This window comes from Streptomyces sp. NPDC042346, from assembly GCF_055581845.1.
The window spans coordinates 830,158-855,805 of sequence record NZ_JBVJEH010000003.1 but is presented as its reverse complement, the minus strand read 5'-3'; the positions used below and the strand labels follow the sequence as shown (position 1 = coordinate 855,805).

The window sequence follows — 25,648 nt, the reverse complement described above, 5'->3', positions numbered from 1 at the left end:
GGCACCCAGGAGGAGGCATGGCCGTGAGTGAGCTGCGATTCGTCCGCCTTGGATTCGGCGCTGATGCCGTCGACTACCAGGTGGCCTGGGACAAGCAGCGCGAAGTGCACGCCGCACGGTTCGCCGACGAGACCGCCGACACCTGTCTGCTGCTCGAACACCCGCCGGTCTACACCGCGGGCCGGCGCACGGCGGAGAACGAGCGGCCGCTGGACGGCACGCCCGTCGTGGACGTGGACCGCGGCGGCAAGATCACCTGGCACGGCCCCGGCCAGCTGGTCGGCTACCCGATCATGAAGCTGCCCCGCCCGGTGGACGTCGTCGCGCACGTCCGCCGCCTGGAGGACGCCCTGATCCGTACGGCCGCCGAGTTCGGCGTGGAGACGAGCCGGGTCGAGGGCCGCAGCGGCGTCTGGGTCCTCGGGGACCCGGTGGAGGACCGGCCGTCGTTCGGCGGGCTCTCCCTCGACTTCGACCCCCGGCTCACCGACGAGGAGTTCGATCCGCGGCTGAACGGCCCCGAGTACGCCCCGTCCAACGCCGGCCAGCGCCGCGAGGACCGCAAGCTCGCCGCCATCGGCATCCGGGTCGCCAAGGGCGTCACCATGCACGGTTTCGCGCTCAACGTGAACCCGGACAACGCGTGGTTCGACCGGATCATCCCGTGCGGCATCCGCGACGCGGGTGTGACCTCGCTCGCCAACGAACTGGGCCGGGACCTCACGATCGAGGAGGTGCTCCCGGTCGTGGAGCGCCATCTGCGGGAGGTCCTGGAGCAGGCGGAGCTGAGGCCCCGCGAGATCGAGCGTCCGGCGGAGCCGGCGCCGGTCTCGCCCTGAGACCGCCCCCGAGGAATGCATGGCTCTGGCCACAGGTTGGCCAGACGTAAAGGCATGGGAAGCAACGGGCGTACCCTGGTGTGCGCCGAAGAATCGAAGCTACAGGAGCCGATGTGTCCGCAGTCGCACCCGACGGACGCAAGATGCTGCGCCTGGAGGTCCGGAACGCCCAGACCCCCATCGAGCGCAAGCCCGAGTGGATCAAGACCCGCGCCAAGATGGGTCCCGAGTACACGAAGATGCAGAGCCTCGTGAAGAGCGAGGGCCTGCACACGGTCTGCCAGGAGGCGGGCTGCCCCAACATCTTCGAGTGCTGGGAGGACCGCGAGGCGACCTTCCTCATCGGCGGCGACCAGTGCACCCGGCGCTGCGACTTCTGCCAGATCGACACGGGCAAGCCCGAGGCGCTGGACCGTGACGAGCCGCGTCGCGTGGGCGAGTCGGTCGTCACGATGGACCTGAACTACGCCACGATCACGGGCGTCGCGCGCGACGACCTGGAGGACGGCGGCGCCTGGCTGTACGCGGAGACCGTGCGCCAGATCCACCAGCAGACGGCGGAGCGCGCCGACGGCCGGACCAAGGTCGAGCTGCTCGCCCCCGACTTCAACGCGGTGCCGGAGCTCCTGAAGGAGGTCTTCGACTCGCGCCCCGAGGTCTTCGCGCACAACGTCGAGACGGTGCCGCGGATCTTCAAGCGGATCCGTCCGGGCTTCCGCTACGAGCGCTCGCTCGACGTCATCACGCAGGCGCGTGACTACGGTCTGGTCACGAAGTCGAACCTGATCCTCGGCATGGGCGAGACCCGCGAAGAGGTCAGCGAGGCGCTCCAGCAGCTGCACGACGCGGGCTGCGAGCTCATCACGATCACGCAGTACCTGCGCCCCTCCGTCCGGCACCACCCCGTCGAGCGCTGGGTGAAGCCGCAGGAGTTCGTGGAGCTCAAGGAGGAGGCCGACGAGATCGGCTTCTCCGGTGTGATGTCGGGCCCGCTGGTCCGGTCGTCGTACCGTGCGGGGCGTCTGTTCCAGCAGGCGATCGAGAAGCGCGGCGCGGTGGACAACGCCACACAGGCTGTGTGAATCGGAGCACAAGTAGTTACCGGCCGGTAGTGGCCGGATTCGACGCGGCCCGTACGGCCCCGCAGCTCAGCGGGGACGTGCGGGCCGCGTCGGCGTATGCGGCGTCGCGCACATGGCCGCATCAACGTTTCATCAGTGTTTGACCAGCGGGTCACGCCCTGGTAACACCGATCTGTGAGCCTGATTTCACTCACCGCCACCACCCGCTCGCATCCCCCCACCTCTCATCCGCAATCGAGGGAGGACCCCGACATGCCGGCCGCATCGACGCACGTCCGCGTCACCGCGATCCCGTCCGTCACCGACGCCCTGAAGGCCGTGGAGGCCCTGCTGCTCGGCGCCGGGCAGCGCACCGCCCGCCGCAACGCCTGGACCTCCGTCCTGGAGGACCGCCGCCACGCCAAGGACCGGGTCGAGGCCCAGCATGTGATGGAGGCCGCGTCTGGCCACGCCTCGCGAGCCACGTAAACTTCAGGACATGGCGAGGAAGGCAAACACGGGCAGCGCTGACGCTGCGAACCAGGGGCGGCTCAAGCAGATCGCCCTCACGTACAAGATGACCCGAAAGGCTGACCCTAAGGTCGGACTTGTCGTCGCAGGCGTGGGCATCGTCGTACTCGGTGTCCTCCTCGCGATCGGCTTCCTCATCGGTCATCCGGTCTATCTGGGCATCCTGGGCTTCGTCCTGGCGCTCCTGGCGGCGGCCATCGTGTTCGGGCGGCGCGCCGAGCGCGCGGCCTTCGGGCAGATGGAGGGCCAGCCGGGCGCGGCGGCGGCGGTGCTGCAGAACGTCGGGCGCGGCTGGACGACGACCCCCGCGGTCGCGATGAACCGCAGCCAGGACGTCGTGCACCGCGCGGTCGGCCGCGCGGGCATCGTGCTGGTGGCGGAGGGCAACCCGAACCGGGTGAAGACTCTGCTCGCGGCCGAGAAGAAGCGCATGAGCCGTGTCGTGGTGGACGTGCCGGTGCACGACATCATCGTCGGCGACGGCGAGGGCCAGGTGCCGCTGAAGAAGGTCCGCACGACCATGCTCAAGTTGCCCCGCGTGCTCACCGGCCCGCAGGTCACCGCGGCCAACGACCGGCTGCGTGCGATGGGCGACCTCATGAGCAACATGCCGCTGCCGAAGGGTCCGATGCCGAAGGGCATGCGGATGCCGCGCGGCGGAAAGACGCGCTGACGCGCCCGACCCCGTACGTGAGAAGGGCCCCGGACCACACGGTCCGGGGCCCTTCTCACGTACTCGGGGGTTCAGATGCGGACCTGGACGGCGCCGGAGAGGCGGTCGTGGAGGCCGCGGCCGTCGCGGTCCCAGATGAGGGCCGGGATGGCGAGGCAGACGAGCACGGAGCGGATCGCCACGCGCGGCAGGCTCAGCCGGCCGCCGTTCGCCGAGACGACCCGCAGACCGAAGAGGCGCTTGCCGGGAGTCGAGCCGATCGTGCCGACGGTCAGCACGCTCAGGACGAGCAGGAGCACCAGGGCCCAGTTGCCGGTGGCCTGGTTGTAGCCGTCGGTGATCAGGCCGTATGCGATCAACAGGCAGAGGGCCCAGTCGGCGGCGAGAGCGCCCAGCCGGCGGCCGGGGCGGGCGATCGAGCCGGGCCCTTCCTCGGGCAGTCCCAGCTGCTGACCCCGGTATCCGAAGTCCACGCCTGCTTGCTCCGCCGCGGCGCGGGGGCCGGAGAGCCACGATCCGAGTGCTTGCCTGTTGTCCACCCGACCACCGTACTGCGCCCGTTTTCGATCACTTCCGGCCGGGTCGGCCCAGGCACGTCGCAGCGCGCCGCACACCCGCTCCGGTTAACTTCGACGAAACAAATGGGTCATGCTTGAGAAATCCCGTCTGCCTATGGTCGGGTCCAGCGTGTGCCACCGCACTGGCCGCACGACCGAGCTGCAACCCCGCCCCTCCCCGGGCCGGGAGTAGGAGGAGTTGGATGTCCGAGAAGCACGGGTTCCAGAACGCCGACGAGGTCAACAAGTTCATCAAGGACAACGACGTCAAGATGGTCGACGTCCGGTTCTGCGACCTTCCGGGCGTGATGCAGCACTTCACGATCCCGGCGACGGCCTTCGACCCGGCGGAGGAGCTCGCCTTCGACGGCTCGTCGATCCGCGGCTTCCAGGCGATCCACGAGTCCGACATGTCGCTCCGCGCCGACCTGTCGACGGCCCGCGTGGACCCCTTCCGCCGCGACAAGACGCTGAACATCAACTTCTTCATCCACGACCCGATCACGGGCGAGCAGTACAGCCGTGACCCGCGGAACATCGCGAAGAAGGCCGAGGCGTACCTCGCCTCCACCGGCATCGCCGACACCGCCTACTTCGGCCCCGAGGCGGAGTTCTACGTCTTCGACTCGGTGCGCTTCGAGACCTCGGCGAACCAGGGCTTCTACCACATCGACTCCGAGGCCGGCGCCTGGAACACCGGTTCGGAGGAGAACAACCGCGGCTACAAGGTCCGCTACAAGGGCGGCTACTTCCCGGCCCCGCCGGTCGACCACTTCGCCGACCTGCGCTCCGAGATCTCCCTGGAGCTGGAGAACGTCGGCCTCCAGGTCGAGCGCCAGCACCACGAGGTCGGCACCGCCGGCCAGGCCGAGATCAACTACAAGTTCAACACGCTGCTCGCCGCGGCCGACGACCTGATGCTCTTCAAGTACATCGTGAAGAACGTCGCCTGGCGCAACGGCAAGACCGCGACCTTCATGCCGAAGCCGATCTTCGGCGACAACGGCTCGGGCATGCACGTCCACCAGTCGCTGTGGGCCAACGGCGACCCGCTGTTCTACGACGAGACGGGCTACGCCGGCCTCTCGGACACCGCCCGCTACTACATCGGCGGCATCCTCAAGCACGCCCCGTCGCTGCTCGCCTTCACCAACCCGACGGTGAACTCGTACCACCGCCTGGTCCCGGGCTTCGAGGCCCCGGTCAACATGGTGTACTCGCAGCGCAACCGCTCCGCCGCCATGCGCATCCCGATCACGGGCTCGAACCCGAAGGCCAAGCGCGTCGAGTTCCGCGCGCCGGACCCGTCCTCGAACCCGTACCTCGCCTTCTCGGCGCTGCTCCTCGCGGGCCTCGACGGCGTCAAGAACAAGATCGAGCCGGCGGAGCCGATCGACAAGGACCTGTACGAGCTCGCTCCCGAGGAGCACGCGAACGTCCAGCAGGTCCCGACCAACCTGGAGGCCGTCCTCCACGCCCTCGAGGACGACAACGAGTACCTCCAGGCCGGTGGCGTCTTCACGTCCGACCTGATCGAGACGTGGATCGACTACAAGCGCACCCACGAGATCGCCCCGATCCAGCTGCGCCCGCACCCGCACGAGTTCGAGCTCTACTTCGACCTCTAAGCCGGACGCGCCTCACGTACGAAGGCCGTCGCACCCGGAGCTCCGGGTGCGACGGCCTTCGCCGTCTCCTCGGTCCCGCCCGGGGTCAGCGGCCGTAGCGGATCAGGGCGCGGACCATGCGGCAGGTGGTGTCGGAGGGCGGGTGGATGCCGATGTCGGCGGCCGTCGTGCGTATCGTCGCGTTCGTGGCCTTCGACGGGACGTAGACGCCGGCGTCGAGGAGGGCGATCGCGAGACGCATGGCCTTGAGGCGGCGGTTGTGCGTCACGTACCACTCGCGGGGGCGGCCCGCCGGGAGCGGCTTCCTCTGGAGGGGCTTCCAGGGTTCGAGGGACGGTGTCCGGATCACGGCGAGAGCCATGGGCTACCTCCTGGCGAACGATGGGGTGCGGGCCCTCCCCGGGACCCTCACCTTCACCCCTTATTTTAGTGGCCCCCACTGACAATCGCCCCTGGCCAGACAGGGTTTGGGGGGTGGTGGCGGGAGGCCTGGGGGGTACCGTGGGGGCATGGAGATCTGGATCAATCCCGCCTGTTCCAAGTGCCGCAGCGCCCTCACCCTGCTCGACGCCGAGGGCGCCGATTACACCGTGCGGCGCTACCTGGAGGACGTGCCCTCGCCCGAGGAGATCCGGCAGGTGCTCGACCGGCTCGGGCTCGAACCGTGGGACATCACGCGGACGCAGGAGGCCGTCGCCAAGGAGCTCGGGCTGAAGGAGTGGCCCCGGGACGCGGCGAACCGGGACCGGTGGATCGAGGCGCTCGCCGGGCACCCCAAGCTGATCCAGCGGCCGATCATCACGGCGGAGGACGGCACGGCCGTCGTGGGCCGGTCGGAGGAGGCCGTGCGGGACGCCCTGTCCCGTTGAGCCGTCGGGGACACGGGCAGGGCCGGGAGGGAGTGCGGTGAGCGGGACGGTGAGCGGGACGGTGGACGGAGGGCCCGGCGGGCTCGGGGTCGATCTGCATCTGGAGCTCGGTGCGGGCGGCAGCCGGCGGGCCGTGCTCGCCGAGGCGCTGCGCGAGGCCGTCCGCGGCGGACGCCTTGCGCCCGGGACCCTGCTGCCGCCCTACCGGTCGCTCGCCGCCGACCTCGGGATCGCCCGGAACACCGTCGCCGACGCCTACGCCGAGCTCGTCGCCGAGGGCTGGCTGACCTCCCGCCAGGGCTCCGGGACGCGGGTGGCCGAGCGGGTCCTCGCTCCGGCCCCCGGACCGGCACGGCCCGCCGCGCCGGCAGCGCTCCCGTACGACCTCGTCCAGGGCAAGCCGGACCCCGGCGCCTTCCCGCGCGCGGCCTGGCTGGCGGCCGCCCGGCGGGCGCTGACCGCCGCGCCCCACGAGGCCTTCGGCATCGGGGACCCGCGCGGCCGGATCGAACTGCGCCGGGCCCTCGCCGCGTACCTGGCCCGGGTCCGGGGCGTACGGACCACCCCGGACCGGATCGTGATCTGCTCCGGCACCGCGCACGCCCTGCGGCTCCTCGCGCGCGTTCCCCTGGCGACGCACGCCCGCGAGAAACCCGCCCGCCAGACGGCCGCCCACAAGGCGCCGCCCCGTCCCTGGGCCGTCGAGGCCTACGGACTCCCCTACCACCAGGGGCTGCTGGGCGAGGCGGGCATCCACACGCTGCCCCTGGGCGTCGACGAGGACGGGGCGCGCGTCGCGGAGATCCCCCCGGAGGCGGGCACCGTCCTGCTCACCCCCGCCCATCAGTTCCCCACCGGCGGGCCGCTCCACCCCGAACGCCGGGCCGGCGTCCTGGAGTGGGCGCGGCGCTCCGGCGGGCTCGTCGTGGAGGACGACTACGACGGCGAGTTCCGCTACGACCGGCGGCCGGTGGGCGCCGTCCAGAGCCTCGACCCCGACCGGACCGTCCTCCTCGGCTCCGTCAGCAAGAGCCTCTCCCCCGCGCTGCGGATCGGCTGGATGTGCCTGCCGGAGGCCCTGGTGGACGGGGTCGTCGAGGCGAAGGGCGTGCGCGAACCGCACACGTCGGCGACGGAGCAGCTCACGCTCGCGGAGTTCGTCGACTCCGGCGCGTACGACCGGCACGTCCGTCGGATGCGCCAGCACCACCGCGTGCGGCGCGACCGGCTGGTCTCGGTGCTCGCGGAGCGCGTGCCGGCCGTCCGGGTGACCGGTCTCGCCGCCGGGCTGCACGCGCTCGTGGAACTGCCCCCGGGCACGGAGCGGGCGGCCGTCGCCGCCGCGGCCCGGCACGGGGTCGCCGTGGAGGGCCTCGCGGACTACCGGCACCCGGAGGCCCTGGGCCCGGCCCTCCCCGACGGCCTCGTCGTCGGCTACGCCACGCCCCCGGACCGGCTGTACCCGGCCGCCCTGGACGCGCTCTGTCAGGCCTTGTCCGCCGCGCTCTGAGCGGCGAGCCGCTCCGCCTCCGTCAGGATCTCGGTCAGCCGGAGGCCGAAGCGGGCGTCGCAGGGGTGCGGTTCGCCGGTGCGGGCCGCGGTGAGCAGGGCGTCCACGGCCGCGCCGAAGGCGTCCACCGCGCCGCCCCAGCGGGGCAGTTCGGCCCGGCCGGCGGTGCCGTGCAGGGAGAGCGTCACCTCCGCCGCCTCCGGTGGGGCGCTGAGCGTCAGGGTGGCCGTGCTGCTCGCGCCCGAGCTGTGGCGCAGGACCAGGTGGTGGGTGTCCTCCGGGCCCGGCACGGCCGTGATCGCGGTGACGTCGCCGAGGACCGGCAGGTAGACGGAGAGGACGTGCGGGCCGACGTCCCACAGCCCGCCCTTCTCCCGCCGCCAGGGCGAGGCCGCGTACGCGCTGGCGGAGCCGGGGCCGTAGAGCGAGCCCAGCCAGTGCGCCTCGCCAAGGAACCAGCCGCCCGCCGCCGCCCGCTCCTCGATCCAGCGGGCCGTCGTCTCCGCGAAGCGGAGGGTGCAGAACACGACGGAGGCGACTCCGGCCTTCTCCGTCGCCTCGGCGACCTCGCGGGCCCCCTCGACCGTCGTGGCGACCGGCTTGTCGAGCAGGACGTGGCAGCCGGCCCGCGCCGCCCGCACCGCCAACGGGGCCTGGACGTCCGGCGGGAGCGCGAAGGCCACGGCGTCGCTCGCCGCGAAGAGGGCGTCCACGTCGTCGTACGCGCGCGTGCCGGACGCGGCGGCGAGCCCTGCGGCCGCCTCCGGGCGTCTGCCCCACACGCCGCTGAACTCGATGCCCGGATGCCCGGCGAGCGCGGGCGCGTGCGTGCGGGCGGCCCAGGGGCCGGTGCCGAGGAGTCCGATACGGGGCTTCGCGCCCGGGTGCTTCGCCATGCCCCCAGTCTGCCGGGTGCCACCGACAGCGAGGGGTCCGGGCCGCCCGGGCCCGTAATCCGCTGGCGGGGCTCCCCCTCCCCGGTGTTAGCGTTCGACGGCCGGCCGCGGGACTTCGGTGCGACTTCCGGAACCTGCCTATGAAGCAACGTCTTCGCTGTTCGTGCCCCCATTCCCCGGCCGGCGCCCACGAGAAGGGGAGAGCCTTGTCCGAGCTCGTCGCCGCCGAGGACGTGCTCCTCTTCGTCAACGCCGCCGTGACCGCCACCGGCCAGCGCGAGTTCCGCTCGTCCGCCGCCGCGCAGCACTTCTCGCTGCGGTTCGTCCACGAGTACGTACGGGTCAACTACCGGCCCGTGTACGCCGCCGCGCTCGCCCTCGACATCAACCACCACAACGCCGCCCTGATCGTCGAGCAGCTCCTGCGCACGCCCCACGACGCCGGCGGGCCCGAGGCGAAGCGGGCCGAGGGACGGCTGATCGCCGCGCGGCTCGCGCTGCTGCCGCCGCAGCGCGTCTACCGGCTGTTCCGCACCCTGCGCGCCGCCGGGGTCAACAACCGCCGCACGCGCGCGATCGTGCGCGCGTGGCTCGCCGCGCGGCCCGATCCGACGCTGGACGCCGTGAAGTACCGGCCCGGGATGAAGGCCGCCCTGCGGCACGTCCACGGGCGGCCGGCCGACCCCGAGACGGGCGACTTCCTCTTCGCGCCGGGCCGCCGCGTCCGGTACGAGAGCGCCACCCTCGACGCGTACCGCCGCGCGCACTACGAGCAGACCGCCCTGTACGAGCTGCCGTTCACGGTCGCCGAGGGTTTCGCCGCGCGGCACAAGGTGCCCCGCGCGGTGTTCCTGGAGCGGATCGCGCCCCGCATGACCCGGCTGGAGCGGCTCCGGGCGGACCGGACGACGCGCGCGGTCACCGGGGCGGGGGCCGACCTGTCCGTCATGCCGCTCACCCGGCTCGCGCTGTACGTCCTCGCGCTGCCGTTCGGCGAGCGGGTGGCGCGGCGGGCCGAGCTGACGGGTGCGCTGCGGGCCGCCGCCCGGCGTGCGGCCGGGCCGTACGCGGGGAGCTGGGGGCGGGTCGCCGCCGTGCTCGACGACAGCTTCTCGTCGTCCGGTTCGACGGTGAAGCGGCGCCGTCCGCTGGCCGTCGCGCTGGGCTGCCACTTCCTCCTGGAGGCCCTCGCGGCGCCGGGGGCGTACACCGCGCTCTGGACCTCGGGCGGCTCCGATCCGCTGCTGGTCCGGCCGTACGGGCCGACGCCGCTCGGCCTGCGGATCCTGGACGCCCTGGAGACCGGCCCCGACCGGGTCGTGATCGTCTCGGACGGCTGGGACAACGCGCCGCCGGGGCTCGCGGGCGAGGTCCTGCGGGTGTGGCGCGCGCGGCTCGATCCCGGGCGCCGGACGAGCGTCGTGCACCTCAACCCCGTATACGACGCGGAGGGCTTCGACGTGCGCCGGCTGGCGCCGAGCGTGCCGACGGCCGGGATCCGGGACGCGGAGGACCTGGCGGCCCTGGTGGAGATCGCGCAGTTCGCGGAGGGCCGGACGGGGTTCGCCGAGCTGCGGGCGTATCTGGACCGGCGCGTGGAGCTGTTCCTGCCGGCCGGTCCGAAGGAGGCCGGGGGATGACGCGGATCGATCTGACCGGGCTCGACGTCCGGCCGGCGCAGGTGTGGGGCGGGGTGCGGATCGTGCCGCTGGTGCGGGACGAACCGGTGCCCGGGCTGCGGCTGCGCCGGGAGGTGTACGAGGGCTCGGGCCTCGGCGCCGTGGACCTCGGCGACCGGACGACGTACACCTCGTACGTCCCGCACGGCTTCGTCGCCGACTGGACGGCGCCGGGGGCGGCGGCCGGGGCCGGAGCGGAGTCCGCCGTGTACGGGACCCTGCTCGGCGGCGAGGGCGCGCCGTCCTCGTGCGTGCCCGTGCGCCGCCTGCACCGGCTGGCGAAGCGGCGGCCCGCCGAGCGGCGGCTGCGCTTCCTGCCGCTCCACCTCGCCCTTGAGGGGTATCTCGCGCTGCACTTCGGCGGGCCGTCCGTGGTCTGGGACGACTGGTCGCGCAAGGCCCTCGGGCACGGTCTCTCGCCGCGCGCCGAGGCGGCGTACGCGGGGTGGACGGTGCCCGGGCTCGCGGAGGCCCTGCGGATCTTCGAGCTCCATCCGGGCCAGTGCGGGCTGCTCCTGTACGTGGCCGACGCCCTGGCCGCGGCCTTCGTCGTCCCGCACCCGGACGACTACCGCCTGCTGCACCCGACGCTCGTGGAGGACCTGTACGGGGAGCTGGTCCACCAGTACGCGTACTACGGCGGTCCGGTGCCGGAGTTCACGGCGCGGATCCGGGACGGCGCCGGCGGCATCCGTACGCTCGCGGACCTGCGGGCGGCGGCGCGCGCGCAGGAGCGGGCCTGGGTCGAGGCGCACGACGGGCTGATGGCGCGGGACCTCCTGGAGACCTCGTACGCCTTCGAGCGGGTGTACCGGATGGGGGGCTTCGACCTGCACCGGTTCCTGCCGCCGTTCCTGCGGGACGGGCGGGAGCAGCACATCGGCGAGCTGATCACCGACCACAAGGGGCGGGCGGCCTATCTGAAGACCTTCCGGCTCTCCGAGAAGCAGATCCGCAAGGGGCACCTGCTGCGGGTGCTCGCGGACCGCGACTGGCACCTGGAGCGGACGGCGGAGGCCCTCGGCACCTCGTACGCGGAGGTGGTGCGGCGGATCGAGGCGGCGGGGCTCGGGGCGCTGCTCGACGCGCACGTCGTCGCACGGCGCCTGCGGGAAAAAGAGGAAGGCTGAGTAACACGGGGTTCACAAACGGGCAACCGACGGGAAATCCCGTGTTGCGAAGCTGCGACCGGACACCGACACCGCAGCTTCTCGCAGCGCAGCGAGCCGCCGCGCACCCGCAGCAGCACGCACAAAGGATGACGCCCGTGACCTTCAAGGCTGAGTACATCTGGATCGACGGCACCGAGCCGACCGCGAAGCTCCGCTCCAAGACGAAGATCATCGTGGGCGGCGGCGCCTCGCTCGACGAGCTGCCGATCTGGGGCTTCGACGGTTCCAGCACGAACCAGGCCAAGGGCCACGCCTCGGACCGCGTCCTCAAGCCGGTCTTCGTCTGCCCGGACCCGATCCGCGGCGGCGACGACATCCTGGTGCTGTGCGAGGTCCTCAACACGGACATGACGCCGCACGACTCCAACACGCGTGCCGCGCTCGCCGAGGTGGCCGCGAAGTACGCCGCGCAGGAGCCGATCTTCGGCATCGAGCAGGAGTACACCTTCTTCGACGGCGAGCGTCCGCTCGGCTTCCCGGTCGGCGGCTTCCCGGCCCCGCAGGGCGGCTACTACTGCGGTGTCGGCGCCGACGAGATCTTCGGCCGTGACATCGTCGAGGCGCACCTGGAGAACTGCCTCACCGCGGGTCTGGGCATCTCCGGCATCAACGCCGAGGTCATGCCGGGCCAGTGGGAGTTCCAGGTCGGCCCGCTCTCCCCGCTCGTGGTCTCGGACCAGCTGTGGGTGGCCCGCTGGCTGCTGTACCGCACGGCCGAGGACTTCAAGGTCTCCGCGACCCTGGACCCGAAGCCGGTGAAGGGCGACTGGAACGGCGCGGGCGCGCACACGAACTTCTCCACCAAGGCGATGCGCGAGGGCTACGACGCGATCATCACCGCCGCCGAGTCCCTCGGCGTGGGCTCGAAGCCGCTCGACCACGTCAAGAACTACGGCGCCGGCATCGACGACCGCCTGACGGGCCTGCACGAGACCGCCCCGTGGGACGAGTACTCCTACGGCGTCTCGGACCGCGGCGCCTCGGTCCGCATCCCGTGGCAGGTCGAGCAGGACCAGAAGGGCTACATCGAGGACCGTCGCCCGAACGCGAACGTGGACCCGTACGTGGTGACCCGCCTGCTGGTGGACACCTGCTGCGAGGCCCTGGAGAAGGCCGGCCAGGTCTGACCCTCCGGTCCCGTCCCGGACCGCCGCACGCGCACCTCCGGAGAGGCGCCCACCGTTTCGTACGGTGGGCGCCTCTTCCGTCATGTGGGATGGACGACACGGGGTTTGGCCGGGGAATGACTCGTCGAGGGCATTCCCTTCTGGTTCAATAGGGATATGGCCACGATGAAGAACGAGACCGCGACAGGTCGCTGCGACCTTGAGCCGTTCTGGCCTTCCCGGCAGCACGACGACTTCGACCGAGTCTGTTGCCGCGCGAGGAACGCGTCGGCCCTCTAAAGCCCCCGATCGGTTCGGTCCGATCCCGGCCTTCGGCCGACGCGCACGACGAATGACGTACGACGCCTGTCCGTTCGTTTCTCCGCGCGAAAGAGCTGACCTTCCATGGCCCACATCCAGACTGCCCCCCTCGCCGCCGTCCGCCCCGGGCGCCACCGGCTGCGCGCCGTCGACCCCAACGAGGTCGTCGGTCTCCCGCCGCTCTCGCCGCTCGCCCAGCTCTCCCAGGTGGCCGACCTGCTGCCGCCGGGTGCCACCCTGCTGCCCGCGCCGCAGCACGCGCTGCCGACGCTGCCGGGGCGCCCGCCGATGGTCGGGTACCTCGTGCTCGTACCGGCCGATCAGCAGCCCCCGGCGCCCGTGGCCGCCCCCGTCCCCGCGCCGTCCTCGGCCGCGGAGGAGCAGGGGCCGGTGACCATCGACGGGGTCCGGCGGATCGCCGTCGTCGACGGGGAGGAGCTCGACCTGACATATCTGGAGTTCGAGCTCCTCGCCCATCTGGTGGCGAACCCCCACCGGGTGCACACCCGCGACCAGTTGGTCACGACGGTGTGGGGGTACGGGCACGTGGGCGACGGCCGTACGGTCGACGTGCACGTGGCCCGGCTGCGCCGGAAGCTGGGCGCCGAGCACCGCCACACGATCCAGACCGTGCGGCGGGTCGGCTACAAGTACACGCCCTGATCCCGGACTTGATCAGGCGTTCCGCGTGGACCTCGCCCTCAGCCTCGCCACGAGGGCGAGGGTGAGGTCCACCGCGAGGAACAGCAGCAGGCTGAGGCCGAGCAGCGGGACGAACCAGCCGACGAGGGCCGTGACCGCCGCGAGCGGCAGCAGCATCGTCACCGGGACCTTGCGCCAGGCCCCGCGCGCCACCGGGCGGCCCGGGCGGCGCTGCCACCACATGCGGTAGCCCCAGAGGATCAGCAGGATCAGGGCGAGCGCGAGGGCCGCGAGCGCCAGCTGGTTGAACAGGCCGAGGAACACTCCGGTGTGCGCGTCGATGCCTATGCGGGTCAGCTTGGCGAGGAGCGGGTAGTCGGCGAAGGCGAGGCGGTCGAGGACCGTGCCGTCCGCCGGGTTCACCGCCGCCGAGTCCAGCTCCAGCGGGAACTGCGTGTCGGTCTCCTTGACCACGTACCCCTTGCCCTCGGCGGGCAGGACGACCGAGATCCTCGGGCTGTCGATGCCGACCGCGCGGGCCGCCTCGACCGCCTTGTCGACGCCGATGTCCGGGCCCTGGGCGGTGGTGCCGCCCTGCGGGTGGCCGCCGCCGTGGCCCGCGTGCTCCGAGCCGGCGCCGGCCGCGCCGTCGAGCGTCGCGGTGAGCGTGGGGGTCGCGCCGCCGAGACCGTCCTGCACGGTGCCGATGTTCTCGCCCGCGTACCGCGACCAGGTCAGGCCCGTCGCGGAGAGCAGGACGAGTCCGGTCACGGCCCACAGGCCGACCGAGCCGTGCCAGGAGAGCGTGCGGCGGCGGGACTTCGGGCCGCCCTCGGGGACGAACAGCGCGCGGCGGTTCTTCCTGCGGCGGCCGAGCCAGAGCGCCAGACCGCCGAGGGCGATCACCCACAGCCAGCTCGCGGCCAGCTCGCTGTAGTTGCGGCCGAGCTCGCCGAGGTGCAGATCGGCGTGGAGTCCGTCGATCCAGGTGCGCAGCGGGAGGGCGCCGGAGCTGCCGAAGCTGGGCAGCTGGCCGCGGACGTCCCCGGTGTACGGGTCGACGAAGACGGCGAGCGAGGTGCCCTCGGGGACATCCGGGTCGGCCATCAGGACCCGGGTGGTGGCGCCCGGTTCGGCGCCGGGCCAGACGGCGGTGACGGTGCCGTTCGGGTTGACCTTGCGGGCGGTGTTCACCTGCTGCGAGAGCGGCAGGGCGGTGTCGCCGACGGGGACCTCCAGCTCGTGCGCGTAGATCACCTTCTCGGCCTGGAAGGAGAGCGCGTAGAGCAGGCCGCTGGCGGCGGCCACGAGGAGGAACGGGGCGACGAGGACGCCCGCGTAGAAGTGGAGCCGCAGGACGAGGGGGCGCAGGGCGCTCCAGGTGCCCGCCTTGCGCGGAGCGGTGGTGTCGGGCGTCTCCGACGGTGGCGCCTCGGTGGTGTCGGGGCGTGCGGGATCGTCGATGGTCATGGCTGACCGTCCTTGGAGTCGGTGGGACAACGGGAGGAGACCCCCGGTGTCAGACGTGTGCTCCGAGGGCCGTGGCGCGGGGTACGGACGGCCGGGGCGGCCCGCGCCGGGAGACGGTGTGCGCGAGGACGACGGTGTGGGGACGGTGGGCGTGGCCTCGCGTCCTGCGGACCGGGCCGCACGGGGCCTCGGGGACGCGGACGCGCGCGCACAGCAGGCGCAGCGGGGTGAAGGCGTACGCGAGGGCCGCCTCGGCGAGCGTGAAGAACGCGGCTTCGCCGTGGGCGAGCCAGAGGCCGCAGAGGAGTGCGGCGAGGAGGTGGACGGCGAGCATGCCGGGGTCGGAGTCCATGGCCGCGCCCGCGCTCATGGCGGCGTCATGGGCGCCTGTCGTGCCCGCCATGACGTGCGGGGTCGTCATGCCCGGCATGTGCATCGCGTCGTTCGCGGTGTGCGCCGACGGGTGAGAACCGGCCATCGAGAAGAGCAGGTGCAGCGCGCCCTGGAGGACGAGCATGGCGCCCGCGATCGTCGGCACGCCCCGGCGGCGGCCGGCGGCGGCCCAGGCGGCGACGGCCGTCGCGGCGAGGGCGCCGAGCAGGCCGGACGCCGGGAGCTGATGCGCAGACATGGACGAATGCCCCACGGCGGCCAAGGTCACGCACACCACCGCGAAAAGCGCGGCTCGCAGGGCGCGCAGCGGCGACCGGGCATCCGTCATCGCCCGCCATGGTGCCATCCCGCCATCTGGCCGAACAGACCCCCTCCCCCCGGGCTCGCGCGTTCCTCCTGGGCCCGACTCGTTCCTCCCCCGGTCCGGCGCGTTCCTCGTGGGCCCATTGCGTTCCTCGCCCGCCCGGTGCGTTCCTCCCCCGGTCCGGTGCGTTCCTCCCCCGGCGGAATCCTCCCGGAGCGGAATCCCCTGGCCCCGCCCGCCGCCGCCGGGCACTCTTCGATCATGAAATTGCTGATTCTCGGTGGTACGGAGTTCGTGGGTCGCGCGGTCGTCGAGGCGGCGCTCGGCCGGGGCTGGGAGGTGACGGTCTTCCACCGGGGCCGCCACGCGCCTCCGGCCGGAGTCCACTCCCTGCACGGCGACCGCACCGCGGGACCGGACGGTCTCGCCGCCCTCGCCACCGGCTCCTGGGACGCCGTCGTGGACACCTGGTCGGCCGCGCCCTCGGCGGTCCGGGACGCGGCCCGGCTGCTCGCGGACCGGGTCGGGCGGTACGCGTACGTGTCGAGCCGCTCCGTCTACTCCTGGCCGCCGGCCGCCGGACTCGGCGAGGACGGCCCCCTGGTGGAGGGATCGCCCGACGACGGGGACATGCCGTACGCGGAGTCCAAGAGGGGCGGCGAGCTCGCCGCGACGGCCGCCTTCGGGGCGGAGCGGACGCTGCACGTCCGCGCGGGCCTGATCATCGGCCCGTACGAGAACGTCGGCCGGCTCCCCTGGTGGCTGGGCCGGATCGCCCGCGGCGGGACGGTCCTGGCGCCCGGGCCGAGCACCCTCCCCCTCCAGTACGTCGACGCCCGCGACCTCGCCGAGTGGACGCTCGACGCGGTGGCGGCCGGGCTCTCGGGGCCGTACAACCTCGTGTCGCCGCCCGGGCACACCACCATGGGCGAGCTGCTCGACGCGTGCGTGCGGGCGACGGGCGCGGAGGTCGAGCTGCGGTGGGCGGAGCCGGAGGCGCTCCTCGCGGCCGGGATCGAGCCCTGGTCGGAGCTGCCCGTGTGGCTGCCGCCGGGCGAGATGTACGACGCGATGCACACCGCCGACGTCTCCCGGGCGGTCGCGGCCGGGCTGCGCTGCCGGCCGGTCGAGGAGACCGTCGCGGACACCTGGGCGTGGCTGGAATCGCTCGGCGGTGTCGCGCCGAGGCGCCCCGACCGGCCGGAGGTCGGACTCTCCCCCGAGCGGGAGGCGGAGTTCCTGGCGAAGCACGCCCTCGGCGTCGAAAGCCACTGACGAACTGCCCCACTTCGGACGATCCACTACGGTCGACAGGAAAGTGGACGAATCGGAGGAGTCGACGCCCATGCCCGCCATCCCCGCAGCCTCCGTCGCCAATCTCCGCGACCTCGGCGGCCTGCCCCTCGGTGACGGGCGCGCCGTCCGGTCCGGTCTCGCCCTCCGCTCCGCGCAGCTCGACCGGCTCGACCCGGCCGAGCCGGTGGTGGCGGACCTCGGCATCCGTACGGTCGTCGACCTCCGGACGGAGAGCGAGCGCGGCGACCGGCCGGACCACCTGCCGGCCGGCGCGCGGCTGCTCGTCGCGGACGTCCTCGCCGACCATCTGGCCGTCAGCGGGCTGCCGCCCGCCGCGCGGCTGAAGATGCTGCTCACCGACCCCGCGCTCGCCGAGGAGCACCTCGGCGGGGGCCGGGTGCGGGCGGCCTTCGCGCGCACCTACCGGACCTTCGTGTCCGGCGACTCCGCCCGCGCCGCGTACCGCGCCCTGCTGACGGAGCTGGGAACGCCGGGGGCCGGGCCGGTGCTCTTCCACTGCTCTGCGGGCAAGGACCGGACGGGGTGGGCGGCGACGGTCGTCCTGTCGCTGCTGGGCGCGGACGAGGAGACGGTACGGACGGAGTACCTGTCGGTGAATACGGCGGTACGGCAGGCGTTCGCGCCGATGATCGAGGGGTTCACGGCCCAGGGCGGGGACCCCGAGCTGGCGCTGGACCTGATCGGCGTCCTGCCGGAGTACCTGGCGGCGGGGCTCGACGAGGTGGCGGTCCGGCACGGCTCGATGGAGAAGTACGTACGGGAGGGTCTGGGCGTTCCGGACGAGGTGACGGAGCTGATCCGCGAGCGACTGACGGTCCACTCGGCCTGAGCCGCCGCCCGGGCCGCCGCCGGGACTTCCGGGCGGCACCGGGCGCCGGGGTGACCATCGGAAGAATCGCTCGTTCTGCTGAACGTGAGCACCCAGGATCTCGACCCCTCGCCCGTGGGCCCCGTCGACGTCGAGCAGGCCGAGGCCGCGCTCGTCGAGCGGTATCCGCGCCTCGTGCGCATCGCCTATCTCGTGCTGCCGCCGACGCTCGGCCGCAACCGCCGGGTGCTGACCGCGCACGCGCTCGTCCAGCGCTCGCTGCCGCGCCGCCGGGTGCCGGGTCCCGCGGTCCCGGGTCCCCGGCGCACCGAGGACGCGGTCGATCCCGGCTACGCGTACGTGCGGGGCGAGGTGCTGCGGCAGGCCCTGATCGCCGGGCTGCCGCTGCGGCGCCGCGCGCTGCCGCGCCGGGCCCAGTTCCCGCCGCTGCTGCCGCAGGTGTGGGGGCTGCGGGTCTTCCCGAGGGTGGGCGGCGCGGACGAACTCGCCCTGGACCAGCGCCTGTCCGCCCTCTCGGGCGCCGGCCGGGCGGCGTACGTGCTCCGCGGCCTGGAGCGCCAGGGCGACCCGGAAGTCCTGCGGGTCCTGGCCGCGGCGGGCGTCACCGACCCGGCGGCGGCCCTGGCGGAGGCGGACGCGGTCGACGCGGCGGAGGAGTACGACGACGACCCGTCGGATTCGCCGGGTACCGCCGACGGGACCGGCCGCGTGGGCGGAACCGGGAGCCCGGGCGGCACCGGAGGCCTGGGCGGGACCGGAGGCCCGGCCGGATCCGGGAGCGCGCGCCGGCCCGGCGAACCGGCCCTTCCCGGCGGGGACGGCCGCGCCGAGAGGGTCGGCGAGCAGGCCGGGCCCGGCAGGACCGGCACCCCGGGCACCCCGGGCAGGCCGGGCGACCGCGCCCGGCTCGCGGACGCCTGGCGCCGCGAGGAGAACGGCCCCGCCGGAGGGCCCGGCGACGGGCCCGGCTACGGCGAGGACACCCGGGACGACGGAGGGCCCGGAGCCTCCGGGAGGGACGGCGGCAGTGGTGCCGCCGCCGGGTACGGCGGGCGGCGGGGGGTGCGGGTCAGCGGCGCCGCTCTGTTGGAGTCGGCCGAGTTCGACCCTTGCTCCTTGCAGGCCCGGCCGACCGATCTGCTGCGGCGGCGGCAGCATGCGCGGGCCGCGCTCGTCGCCGTCGCCGCGCTCGTCGTGTGCGGGACGCTGCTCGGCCTGCCCGGGGACGGCTGGGGCAGAAACGGTGCTGCCGCCCCCTCGTACGCCCGTAACCCCGCCGCCGAGGCCGCGCTCGACCCGGGTGCCGTCAAGCGCGTGCCGCCCGCCGCCTGGCCCGCGTCGACCCGGCAGGACTTCTCGGTGTGGCCCGCGCGCGGCGGTCTCACCGGGGACCGTGCGCTGCTGCGGCGGGCGCTCGCCGTGTGGGCGCGGCCCGGGCTCTCCGTGCAGTCCTCGGCGACGCCCGGGACGCCCGTGGGGCCGCCGATGGGGCCGCCGCAGTTGTTGTTCGCGGGGCTGGTGGACGGGGTCCGGGTGGTGCTCTTCCACGACGGGCTGCGGGCCGTGCGGTACGCGGAGCCGGTGGCGGGGGCCTCGGGCGCCGCGCTGGACTTCGCGCGGACGGACGCGGCCGACGCCGTCGGTGCGGCCGCTCTCGTGGTCTCCCGGGCCTCGGGCAACGTCCGCTATCTGACGGCCCCTTGGGTGCGGGAGGCGGGCGTGCGGGACCTGCTCGCGCCCGCGAAGGAGCCGTGGCCGCTGGCCCGGGACGCGTACGGGGTGACCGAGCCGGTGCCGAGTCCCGCGCAGGCGCAGGGGTGCGAGCGCTGGAACTCCCTCCAGGTGCGGGACGGTTCGGGCACCCGGCTGCTCACGGACCTGGGCGAGCTGGCGCCGGCCCGGCTCCTGTGGGGGCCGCCGGACGCGCCGGCGGACGTGACGGCGAAGGAGGCGCGCGAGGCGTGGGCGCGGACGGCCTGCCAGCTGACGGCCGTACGGGCGCACGGGGTGCGGTCGGTGAACGCCTGGCGGTTCGCGACGCAGCCGCTGCCCGAGGGCGCCGGGCGCGGCACCTGGGTGTGCACGCGCGCCGAGACCTGGCGCGGCACGGGCAGCCGGGTCCTCGCCCAGTTCCTCGTGCCGTCGCCGAAGGCGCCGGCGGCGCTCGCGGCCCGCTCCGAGGGTTCGCCCGCGTGCGGGGTGCGGGATCCCCGGGTCCTCGCGGGCGTGCTGTGGCGGGCGCCGGGCGGCGGGTGGTACGTCCTGGCGGCGGGCAGCCCGGACGTCGCCTCCCTGGAGACCTCCGGCGGGGTGAAGGGCCGTGCGGCCGGTCCGGTGCTCGCCGTGAAGGCGACGGCAGGGGCGCGGGCCGATCTGGACGGCACCCTGCGGGACGGCACGCGGGTGGCCGCGCTGCGCTAGGGCGCGCACCCAGGGCAGACGGGACCTGCAGTCGGTTCGTCCCGTACCGCCGCTCGTTTCACCGCCTTCAGAGCTCCAGCCTCAGATAGGAACGATCGTCGTAGCTGCTGTGCCCAGGCTTGACAGCTTTGGTCCCCGCCAGTTCGTCGACACACAGAGGGTCCGCGGTGAGGAGCGTCTTGAGGTGGGATTCGGAATCGGCGAGGGACGGCAGGATCGCGGGATAGCCGTCGCTGGCAAGGACGAGGTCCGTGACTCGCGAGGGTACGTCGGCCACCGTGATCAACTCACGAGGTACGGGGCGACCGTCGAACGCGCCGTAGGCGAGATTCCCCGCCTGAAGGTTGTTGACGAACAGCGACTGTCGGGTGAGGAGAGGCATGATCGCTTCACGGCCGGGGTCGTGTGCCGCCAGCTGTTCCGCCGAGGTGCCGCCCAGCATCTCCGCTTTGAGGACCGCCACGCGCATGGCCGTATTGATCAGATCCACCTGCTTGCGCGACTGCCGATGAGCGAGGCCTTCATACCAGAACCCCACATCACCGATCTGCCACAACTGTCGACGCGCGGCCGAGAACAGGGTGACCGACGCGCTCGGACGCAACTCCGCGGCCAATTCCGGCGGAAGGCCATCGGCGACGGCAGCGGTGAGGGCTCCTGCCGCGGCGTACACATCAGCAGACGGAGGCAGTCGAGGAATCACGTCGGCCAGGACGAGCATCACATGGCGGCCGCCCGTCAGGCCCCGGTATCGCGTCCCGGTCTTATCGGTCGCGCCATCGATGACGGCAACGTACCCGTCGCAGACCACGATGCCGTCCTCGCATTCGTCGAGGTTGCCGCTCTTGGGAATCACCGACCGCTCGAGGATCTTCACGCCGAACAGGATGACACCGATGGACCCTTCGGGCATGCATACCTGCCGTACGCAGGCACACCCCCCGATGTGGTGCAGCACGGAAAGAGTCAGATCTCCACGGTGTACAGCATCCTCGGCCTGACAACGTGACCGTCCTGCAGGACCTCCGCCTCGACGAGCACCGCGAAGTCGGCGGGCAAGCTCCTGGCGTCACCGTTTTCCGCCAGCCAGCGCGCCGCCGCCACCGTGCCGAAGGTATGAGAACCGCCGACCAACACGATGCGCTTGTCGTGGGCGAACGGATTCGGCGCACGCACGACGTATCCGTAGTCGTGCACCACCCGCTCCCCGATCGCACGCCCTTCGTAGACGGTTCCCTGCCAGCGGATCGAGCTGCCGTCGACGGTGAAGGGGAGCTGCGGCACGGCTTCCAACAGCTTGGAGGTGACAGCGTTGTTCTTCGGCCCGCCCAGGGTGAGTACGTCCGCTTCGAGGTCCCTTCCCGGCGTCTGGGACGAGAGCAGCACCTGCTCCAGGTCGATGCCCCGATAGGCCCGGGCGAGCAGCGGTACCAGCAGGGACATGGCTCGCACCTGACCGATGCCCGTGGTCGGCCGCGAGTACTCTCCCGTATGCACCTCGGCGGACGCCGCGACGACGACCACGAGCCTGTTGCCGTCCTCGTATCGCCAGATCCTTCGGGCGGGCCATTGGCGGAGCACCAGCCACCGCACGTAGGCCACCCCAGCGGCTGCAGCACCGCCGACGATCAGCGAAAGCAGTTGGTCCCCCACTGCTCCCGTGATGTTCTCGAACAGATCCCCCAACATCCCCGGATGATAGCCGAGCGCGACTTGTCGAGCTACCGACAACTTGGCCCAGATAGAAGGGACTTGTGTGCCGCTGGCGCCGCTCGACGGGCGCACCCCGCCCGACGTCTGTGTGGCATCGGCTTCACCCGGTCGGGCAACCGCACTGGTTCGCTCACGGGCAGCCCGCCGCGAACAACTCGACACACACCCCTTCTCGTAACGCCTACCCCTCAGTACATTGACGGCATGTCTAATACGCAGCCTGCACCGGTGGCGTCGGAACACGTCGAGCTCAAGGCCCGCAAGGTCTCCTTCGACTGGGCGGAGACCCCCCTCCACTGGGTTCCCGGCGACCCCTTCACCACGCACACGATCAACGTGCTGCACCTGCTGCTCCCGGCGGGCGAGCGGTGGTTCGTGCACGTCTACAAGCAGGCCCTGCCGTACATCACCGACGACCGGCTGCGCGAGGACGTCATCGGCTTCATCGGCCAGGAGGCCATCCACTCCCAGGCCCACGACGACGTCCTCCCCCACCTGAGGAAGCTGGGCCTCGACCCGACCCCGTACACCGCGCAGGTCGACTGGTTCTTCGAGAAGCTCCTCGGGGACCGGACCCTGCCGCCCGGCCGGCCGCGCCGCTGGTGGCTGATGGAGCGGGTCGCGATCATCGCCGCCATCGAGCACTACACCGCCTTCCTCGGCAACTGGGTCCTCAACGCCGACGAGCTCGACCGGCGCGGCGCCGACCCCGTCATGCTCGACCTGCTGCGCTGGCACGGGGCGGAGGAGGTCGAGCACCGCTCGGTCGCCTTCGAGCTCTTCATGCACCTCGACGGCGGCTACCGGCGCCGCGCCCGCACCTGGGCGCTGGCCTTCTCCGCGCTCGTCTTCCTCTGGCAGCGGGGCGCCCGCTTCTTCATGGAGAACGACCCGAGCCTCCTCGACGGCAAGGCCTCCTTCGGCCAGTTCTACCGCAAGGGCCGGCAGGGCATGCTGCCCTCCACCCCGTCCATGCTGCGCTCCGTCCCCCGCTACCTCAGCCGCGCCTACCACCCCTCCCAGGAGGGTGACACCGCGCAGGCGCTGGCCTACCTCGCCTCCTCCCCCGGCGCCAACGGAGGCCACTGATGCCGCGGTTGGCCACCGTCGCCCTCGTCGCCGGCGCCGCGCTGCTCGTCCGGCGCGCCGTGCGCAGCCGGATGTCCACGGCCCCGCTGTGGCCGATGCCCGCCCTCGACGTGCCCGTGTCCGGGTACGGCCGGGGCAGCACGGTCCCCCGCCGGGTCCTCGTGACCGGGCGCGCCACGCCCGCCGACGGTGTCGTCGAACTGCGCCTGGAGGGCTCCGGGTTGCCCGCGTGGCAGCCGGGCGCGCATGTCGACCTCGTCCTGCCCTCCGGGCTCGTGCGGCAGTACTCGCTCTGCGGCGACCCGGCCGACACCGGCTCGTACACGGTCGCGACGCGCCTCATCGAGGACGGCCAGGGCGGTTCGCGCGAGGTCCACGAGCAGCTCCACGAGGGCACGGAGGTCGAGATCCGCGGGCCGCGCAACCGCTTCCCGCTGGTCGACGCCCCCGCGTACGTCTTCCTCGCCGGCGGCATCGGCATCACCCCGGTCCTGCCGATGGTGCGCGCCGCCGAGGCGGCCGGGGCGGACTGGCGGCTCGTGTACTGCGGGCGGAGCCGGGCCACGATGCCGTACGCGGAGGAGATCGAACGGCTCGGGGGCGACCGCGTCACGGTCGTCGCCGAGGACGAGTCCGGCTTTCCCGAGCTGGACTTCCTCGCGCACGTGCCCGTCGAGACCCTCGTCTACTGCTGCGGTCCCGACGGGCTGATGGACGCGGTGGGCGCGGCGATGCCCGAGGGCCGGGTGCCGCGCCTGGAGCGCTTCTCCGCCGCCGCGCCGGCCGGCGGCACCGCCTTCGAGGTCGAACTGCGCCGCTCCGGGCGGACGGTGACGGTGGCGGCCGACCAGTCGGTGCTCGCCGCGGTCCGCGAGGAGGTGCCCGGCCTCATGTACTCCTGCCGGCAGGGCTTCTGCGGGACCTGCCAACAGCGGGTCCTGGAAGGGGAGATCGACCACCGGGACGAGCTGCTCACCGACGCGGAGCGGGACGACTCGATGCTGATCTGCGTCTCGCGCTGCGCGGGGAAGCGGCTCGTCCTGGACCTGTAGGCCCTCTCAGGGCTTACGGCAGGATCAGCCAGTCGAAGGCGAGGGCGGCGAGCAGGCCGCTCACCAGGAGCCAGGTGGCCAGTCGCGTACGGCCGTTGCGGGAGAGCTCGATCACGACGCCGCAGAGGATCATCGCGAGGCCGTACACGCCGACGACCAGGACGGACGTACGGCTCGCGAGGCGGATCACCAGGACCACGGCGAGGGCGACGAGCAGGACGGACGCGGCGGCCACGCGGAGCCGTCGCGCCTGCTTGGGCGTGAGGCCGCCCGCCAAGGGCGCCTCGTCGGCGTCCTCGTCGAGGATCTCGTCGGCGTCCTCTTCGGCGTCCTCTTCGAGGATCTCGTCGGTCTCCTCGTCGGTCTCCTCGATGGCCTCTTCGGAGGTCTCGTCGGTCTCGGGGGCCTCAGGTGCCTCGGGGGCCTCGGCGGCCGGGGTGTCCTGGTCGGAAGCGGTCATGGAGCAGGAGCGTAACGGACCCCGTTAGGCTGTTCGTATGACGACCGGGGTACGCCGCAGGATGGGCGTCGAGGAGCGCAAGCAGCAGCTGATCGGGGTGGCTCTCGAACTCTTCAGCCACCGCTCTCCCGACGAGGTGTCCATCGACGAGATCGCCGCCGCCGCGGGGATCTCGCGACCGCTGGTCTACCACTACTTCCCCGGGAAGCAGAGCCTCTACGAGGCGGCGCTGCGGCGGGCGGCCGACGAGCTGGCGGCCCGGTTCGTGGAGCCGCCGCAGGGCCCGCTGGGGGCGCGGCTGCTACGGGTGATGGGCCGGTTCTTCGACTTCGTGGACGAGCACGGGCCGGGCTTCGCGGCGCTGATGCGCGGCGGTCCCGCGGTGGGCTCCTCCACGACGAACGCGATGATCGACGAGGTGCGGCAGGCCGCGTACGAGCAGATCCTGGCCCATCTGAAGGTCGACCGGCCCTCGGCCCGGCTCGAACTGGTCGTCCGCTCCTGGGTGTCGCTCGCCGAGTCGACGGCCCTGCTCTGGCTGGACGGCCGCCGGATCCCGCGCGCGGAGCTGGAGTTGCAGCTCGTGCACGACTTCGCGGCGCTGGCCGCGGTGAGCGCCGCGTACGACCCGGAGATGGCGGAGATCCTGGTCGGCATCCTCGCCGACGAGCCGGCCGACGGCCCCTTCGGGGACCTGGTGGCCCGGCTCGCCGCGCTCGTGCCGGCGGCCGGGGCGGCGCCCGCCGTGTCCGCCGTGCCCGATCAGCGCTTGCGGTAGGACACTTCGAGGTCGCGGATCTCGACGGAGAGCCGGACGTTCTCGGTCGCCTTGACGTACTTCGGCAGGAGGGCGAGGACGGCCTTCGACAGCCGGATCTTGGTGTCGTCGGTGCGGCCGTGCAGCAGGGCGATCTCGACGTGGACGATGACGTCCTCGGTCGATCCGTCGCCGACGACCGTCTCCTCGACCTCGCGGAAGCGGGTCTTGCAGGCGTCGAGCGTGGCGTTCACGGTCTCGACGACGAGCGGGTGCAGGGCGAGCGCGAAGCCGCGCCGGTCGAGGGGCGCGGAGTAGTCCACGGTGATCTGCGGCATGGGGTCACTCCCGGACGGTAG

Annotated in this window: 26 protein-coding genes; 17 read left to right on the top strand and 9 right to left on the bottom strand. The window is 72.9% G+C overall.

Going from position 1 to position 25,648, the window contains the following annotated elements; genetic code table 11:
• Positions 1 to 23: 23 nt before the first annotated feature.
• The 4 genes from lipB (at position 24) to ACZ6K0_RS17520 (ending at position 3,104) form a co-directional block, all read left to right on the top strand.
• The gene (lipB, locus tag ACZ6K0_RS17535) at positions 24 to 839 is read left to right on the top strand and encodes a lipoyl(octanoyl) transferase LipB (RefSeq protein ID WP_376412848.1); all 816 of its coding nucleotides are present in this window, start codon (positions 24 to 26) and stop codon (positions 837 to 839) included.
• A 113-nt stretch (positions 840 to 952) separates the two neighbouring features.
• Complete coding sequence (gene lipA / locus ACZ6K0_RS17530) at positions 953 to 1,921, top strand: lipoyl synthase (protein ID WP_469228405.1); 969 nt, start codon at positions 953 to 955, stop codon at positions 1,919 to 1,921.
• A gap of 252 nt (positions 1,922 to 2,173) precedes the next feature.
• A complete protein-coding gene (locus ACZ6K0_RS17525; RefSeq protein ID WP_141295984.1) occupies positions 2,174 to 2,389 on the top strand; it encodes an SCO2195 family GlnR-regulated protein in 216 nt (71 codons plus the stop codon).
• A gap of 10 nt (positions 2,390 to 2,399) precedes the next feature.
• Positions 2,400 to 3,104 (top strand): DUF4191 domain-containing protein, encoded by a 705-nt coding sequence (locus ACZ6K0_RS17520; protein WP_376412854.1) that lies wholly within the window; start codon positions 2,400 to 2,402, stop codon positions 3,102 to 3,104.
• A 71-nt stretch (positions 3,105 to 3,175) separates the two neighbouring features.
• Here the strand turns inward: ACZ6K0_RS17520 and ACZ6K0_RS17515 are convergent, their stop codons facing one another.
• Positions 3,176 to 3,643, bottom strand: coding sequence for an RDD family protein (locus ACZ6K0_RS17515; RefSeq protein ID WP_469228407.1), 468 nt, complete (start codon positions 3,641 to 3,643; stop codon positions 3,176 to 3,178).
• Between the two features lie 221 nt (positions 3,644 to 3,864).
• Between ACZ6K0_RS17515 and glnA the strand changes: the two genes are divergently transcribed.
• Complete coding sequence (gene glnA, locus ACZ6K0_RS17510) at positions 3,865 to 5,289, top strand: type I glutamate--ammonia ligase (RefSeq protein ID WP_376412860.1); 1,425 nt, start codon at positions 3,865 to 3,867, stop codon at positions 5,287 to 5,289.
• An 85-nt stretch (positions 5,290 to 5,374) separates the two neighbouring features.
• On the opposite strand, the gene ACZ6K0_RS17505 is transcribed toward glnA, so the two are convergent.
• Entirely contained in the window at positions 5,375 to 5,650 is a 276-nt protein-coding gene (locus tag ACZ6K0_RS17505; protein ID WP_024758496.1) for a hypothetical protein, read from the bottom strand.
• Between the two features lie 148 nt (positions 5,651 to 5,798).
• Here ACZ6K0_RS17505 and ACZ6K0_RS17500 point away from each other — a divergent pair, with 148 nt between their 5' ends.
• The gene (locus tag ACZ6K0_RS17500; protein WP_469228409.1) at positions 5,799 to 6,158 is read left to right on the top strand and encodes an arsenate reductase family protein; all 360 of its coding nucleotides are present in this window, start codon (positions 5,799 to 5,801) and stop codon (positions 6,156 to 6,158) included.
• 37 nt (positions 6,159 to 6,195) lie between these two features.
• The gene (pdxR, locus tag ACZ6K0_RS17495; protein WP_376412867.1) at positions 6,196 to 7,668 is read left to right on the top strand and encodes a MocR-like pyridoxine biosynthesis transcription factor PdxR; all 1,473 of its coding nucleotides are present in this window, start codon (positions 6,196 to 6,198) and stop codon (positions 7,666 to 7,668) included.
• On the opposite strand, the gene ACZ6K0_RS17490 is transcribed toward pdxR, so the two are convergent.
• A complete protein-coding gene (locus ACZ6K0_RS17490; RefSeq protein WP_376412870.1) occupies positions 7,644 to 8,564 on the bottom strand; it encodes a Gfo/Idh/MocA family protein in 921 nt (306 codons plus the stop codon). The genes pdxR and ACZ6K0_RS17490 overlap by 25 nt on opposite strands.
• A 62-nt stretch (positions 8,565 to 8,626) precedes the next feature.
• On the opposite strand from ACZ6K0_RS17490, the gene ACZ6K0_RS17485 reads away from it, so the two are divergent.
• The 4 genes from ACZ6K0_RS17485 (at position 8,627) to ACZ6K0_RS17470 (ending at position 13,505) form a co-directional block, all read left to right on the top strand.
• The gene (locus ACZ6K0_RS17485) at positions 8,627 to 10,204 is read left to right on the top strand and encodes a hypothetical protein (protein WP_469228833.1); all 1,578 of its coding nucleotides are present in this window, start codon (positions 8,627 to 8,629) and stop codon (positions 10,202 to 10,204) included.
• Positions 10,201 to 11,373, top strand: coding sequence for an ARPP-2 domain-containing protein (locus ACZ6K0_RS17480; protein ID WP_376412876.1), 1,173 nt, complete (start codon positions 10,201 to 10,203; stop codon positions 11,371 to 11,373). The genes ACZ6K0_RS17485 and ACZ6K0_RS17480 overlap by 4 nt, the downstream gene beginning before the upstream one ends.
• Before the next feature lie 137 nt (positions 11,374 to 11,510).
• Positions 11,511 to 12,542: a glutamine synthetase gene (gene glnII, locus ACZ6K0_RS17475; protein WP_469228411.1), complete on the top strand. Its 1,032-nt coding sequence runs from the start codon at positions 11,511 to 11,513 to the stop codon at positions 12,540 to 12,542.
• 384 nt (positions 12,543 to 12,926) lie between these two features.
• A complete protein-coding gene (locus tag ACZ6K0_RS17470; protein WP_376412882.1) occupies positions 12,927 to 13,505 on the top strand; it encodes a winged helix-turn-helix domain-containing protein in 579 nt (192 codons plus the stop codon).
• 12 nt (positions 13,506 to 13,517) lie between these two features.
• Here the strand turns inward: ACZ6K0_RS17470 and ACZ6K0_RS17465 are convergent, their stop codons facing one another.
• Positions 13,518 to 14,954, bottom strand: a complete 1,437-nt coding sequence (locus tag ACZ6K0_RS17465) for a PepSY-associated TM helix domain-containing protein (protein WP_469228413.1) — start codon at positions 14,952 to 14,954, stop codon at positions 13,518 to 13,520.
• 49 nt (positions 14,955 to 15,003) lie between these two features.
• Positions 15,004 to 15,585 (bottom strand): hypothetical protein, encoded by a 582-nt coding sequence (locus tag ACZ6K0_RS17460; RefSeq protein WP_469228414.1) that lies wholly within the window; start codon positions 15,583 to 15,585, stop codon positions 15,004 to 15,006.
• Positions 15,586 to 15,912: 327 nt separating this feature from the next.
• On the opposite strand from ACZ6K0_RS17460, the gene ACZ6K0_RS17455 reads away from it, so the two are divergent.
• The 3 genes from ACZ6K0_RS17455 (at position 15,913) to ACZ6K0_RS17445 (ending at position 20,218) form a co-directional block, all read left to right on the top strand.
• Positions 15,913 to 16,926 (top strand): NAD-dependent epimerase/dehydratase family protein, encoded by a 1,014-nt coding sequence (locus ACZ6K0_RS17455; RefSeq protein ID WP_376412891.1) that lies wholly within the window; start codon positions 15,913 to 15,915, stop codon positions 16,924 to 16,926.
• Positions 16,927 to 16,996: 70 nt separating this feature from the next.
• Entirely contained in the window at positions 16,997 to 17,797 is an 801-nt protein-coding gene (locus tag ACZ6K0_RS17450) for a tyrosine-protein phosphatase (protein WP_376412894.1), read from the top strand.
• 84 nt (positions 17,798 to 17,881) lie between these two features.
• Positions 17,882 to 20,218 carry a hypothetical protein gene (locus ACZ6K0_RS17445; RefSeq protein ID WP_469228416.1) on the top strand — a complete coding sequence of 779 codons (2,337 nt, stop codon included), beginning with the start codon at positions 17,882 to 17,884 and terminating at the stop codon, positions 20,216 to 20,218.
• Positions 20,219 to 20,285: 67 nt separating this feature from the next.
• Here the strand turns inward: ACZ6K0_RS17445 and ACZ6K0_RS17440 are convergent, their stop codons facing one another.
• Together ACZ6K0_RS17440 and ACZ6K0_RS17435 are read right to left on the bottom strand one after the other, a co-directional pair.
• On the bottom strand, positions 20,286 to 21,095 hold the full coding sequence (locus tag ACZ6K0_RS17440) for a hypothetical protein (RefSeq protein ID WP_469228417.1): 810 nt from the start codon (positions 21,093 to 21,095) through the stop codon (positions 20,286 to 20,288).
• An 89-nt stretch (positions 21,096 to 21,184) separates the two neighbouring features.
• Positions 21,185 to 21,907 (bottom strand): hypothetical protein, encoded by a 723-nt coding sequence (locus ACZ6K0_RS17435; protein ID WP_469228418.1) that lies wholly within the window; start codon positions 21,905 to 21,907, stop codon positions 21,185 to 21,187.
• 228 nt (positions 21,908 to 22,135) lie between these two features.
• On the opposite strand from ACZ6K0_RS17435, the gene ACZ6K0_RS17430 reads away from it, so the two are divergent.
• Together ACZ6K0_RS17430 and ACZ6K0_RS17425 are read left to right on the top strand one after the other, a co-directional pair.
• Positions 22,136 to 23,020, top strand: coding sequence for a metal-dependent hydrolase (locus ACZ6K0_RS17430; protein WP_376412900.1), 885 nt, complete (start codon positions 22,136 to 22,138; stop codon positions 23,018 to 23,020).
• On the top strand, positions 23,020 to 24,072 hold the full coding sequence (locus ACZ6K0_RS17425) for a PDR/VanB family oxidoreductase (protein WP_376412903.1): 1,053 nt from the start codon (positions 23,020 to 23,022) through the stop codon (positions 24,070 to 24,072). The genes ACZ6K0_RS17430 and ACZ6K0_RS17425 overlap by 1 nt, the downstream gene beginning before the upstream one ends.
• 13 nt (positions 24,073 to 24,085) lie before the next feature.
• On the opposite strand, the gene ACZ6K0_RS17420 is transcribed toward ACZ6K0_RS17425, so the two are convergent.
• Complete coding sequence (locus ACZ6K0_RS17420; protein ID WP_469228420.1) at positions 24,086 to 24,532, bottom strand: hypothetical protein; 447 nt, start codon at positions 24,530 to 24,532, stop codon at positions 24,086 to 24,088.
• A 37-nt stretch (positions 24,533 to 24,569) separates the two neighbouring features.
• On the opposite strand from ACZ6K0_RS17420, the gene ACZ6K0_RS17415 reads away from it, so the two are divergent.
• On the top strand, positions 24,570 to 25,310 hold the full coding sequence (locus tag ACZ6K0_RS17415; RefSeq protein WP_469228421.1) for a TetR/AcrR family transcriptional regulator: 741 nt from the start codon (positions 24,570 to 24,572) through the stop codon (positions 25,308 to 25,310).
• Here ACZ6K0_RS17415 and ACZ6K0_RS17410 read toward each other — a convergent pair.
• Complete coding sequence (locus ACZ6K0_RS17410; RefSeq protein WP_469228423.1) at positions 25,295 to 25,627, bottom strand: 5-carboxymethyl-2-hydroxymuconate Delta-isomerase; 333 nt, start codon at positions 25,625 to 25,627, stop codon at positions 25,295 to 25,297. The genes ACZ6K0_RS17415 and ACZ6K0_RS17410 overlap by 16 nt on opposite strands.
• Positions 25,628 to 25,648 lie beyond the last annotated feature (21 nt).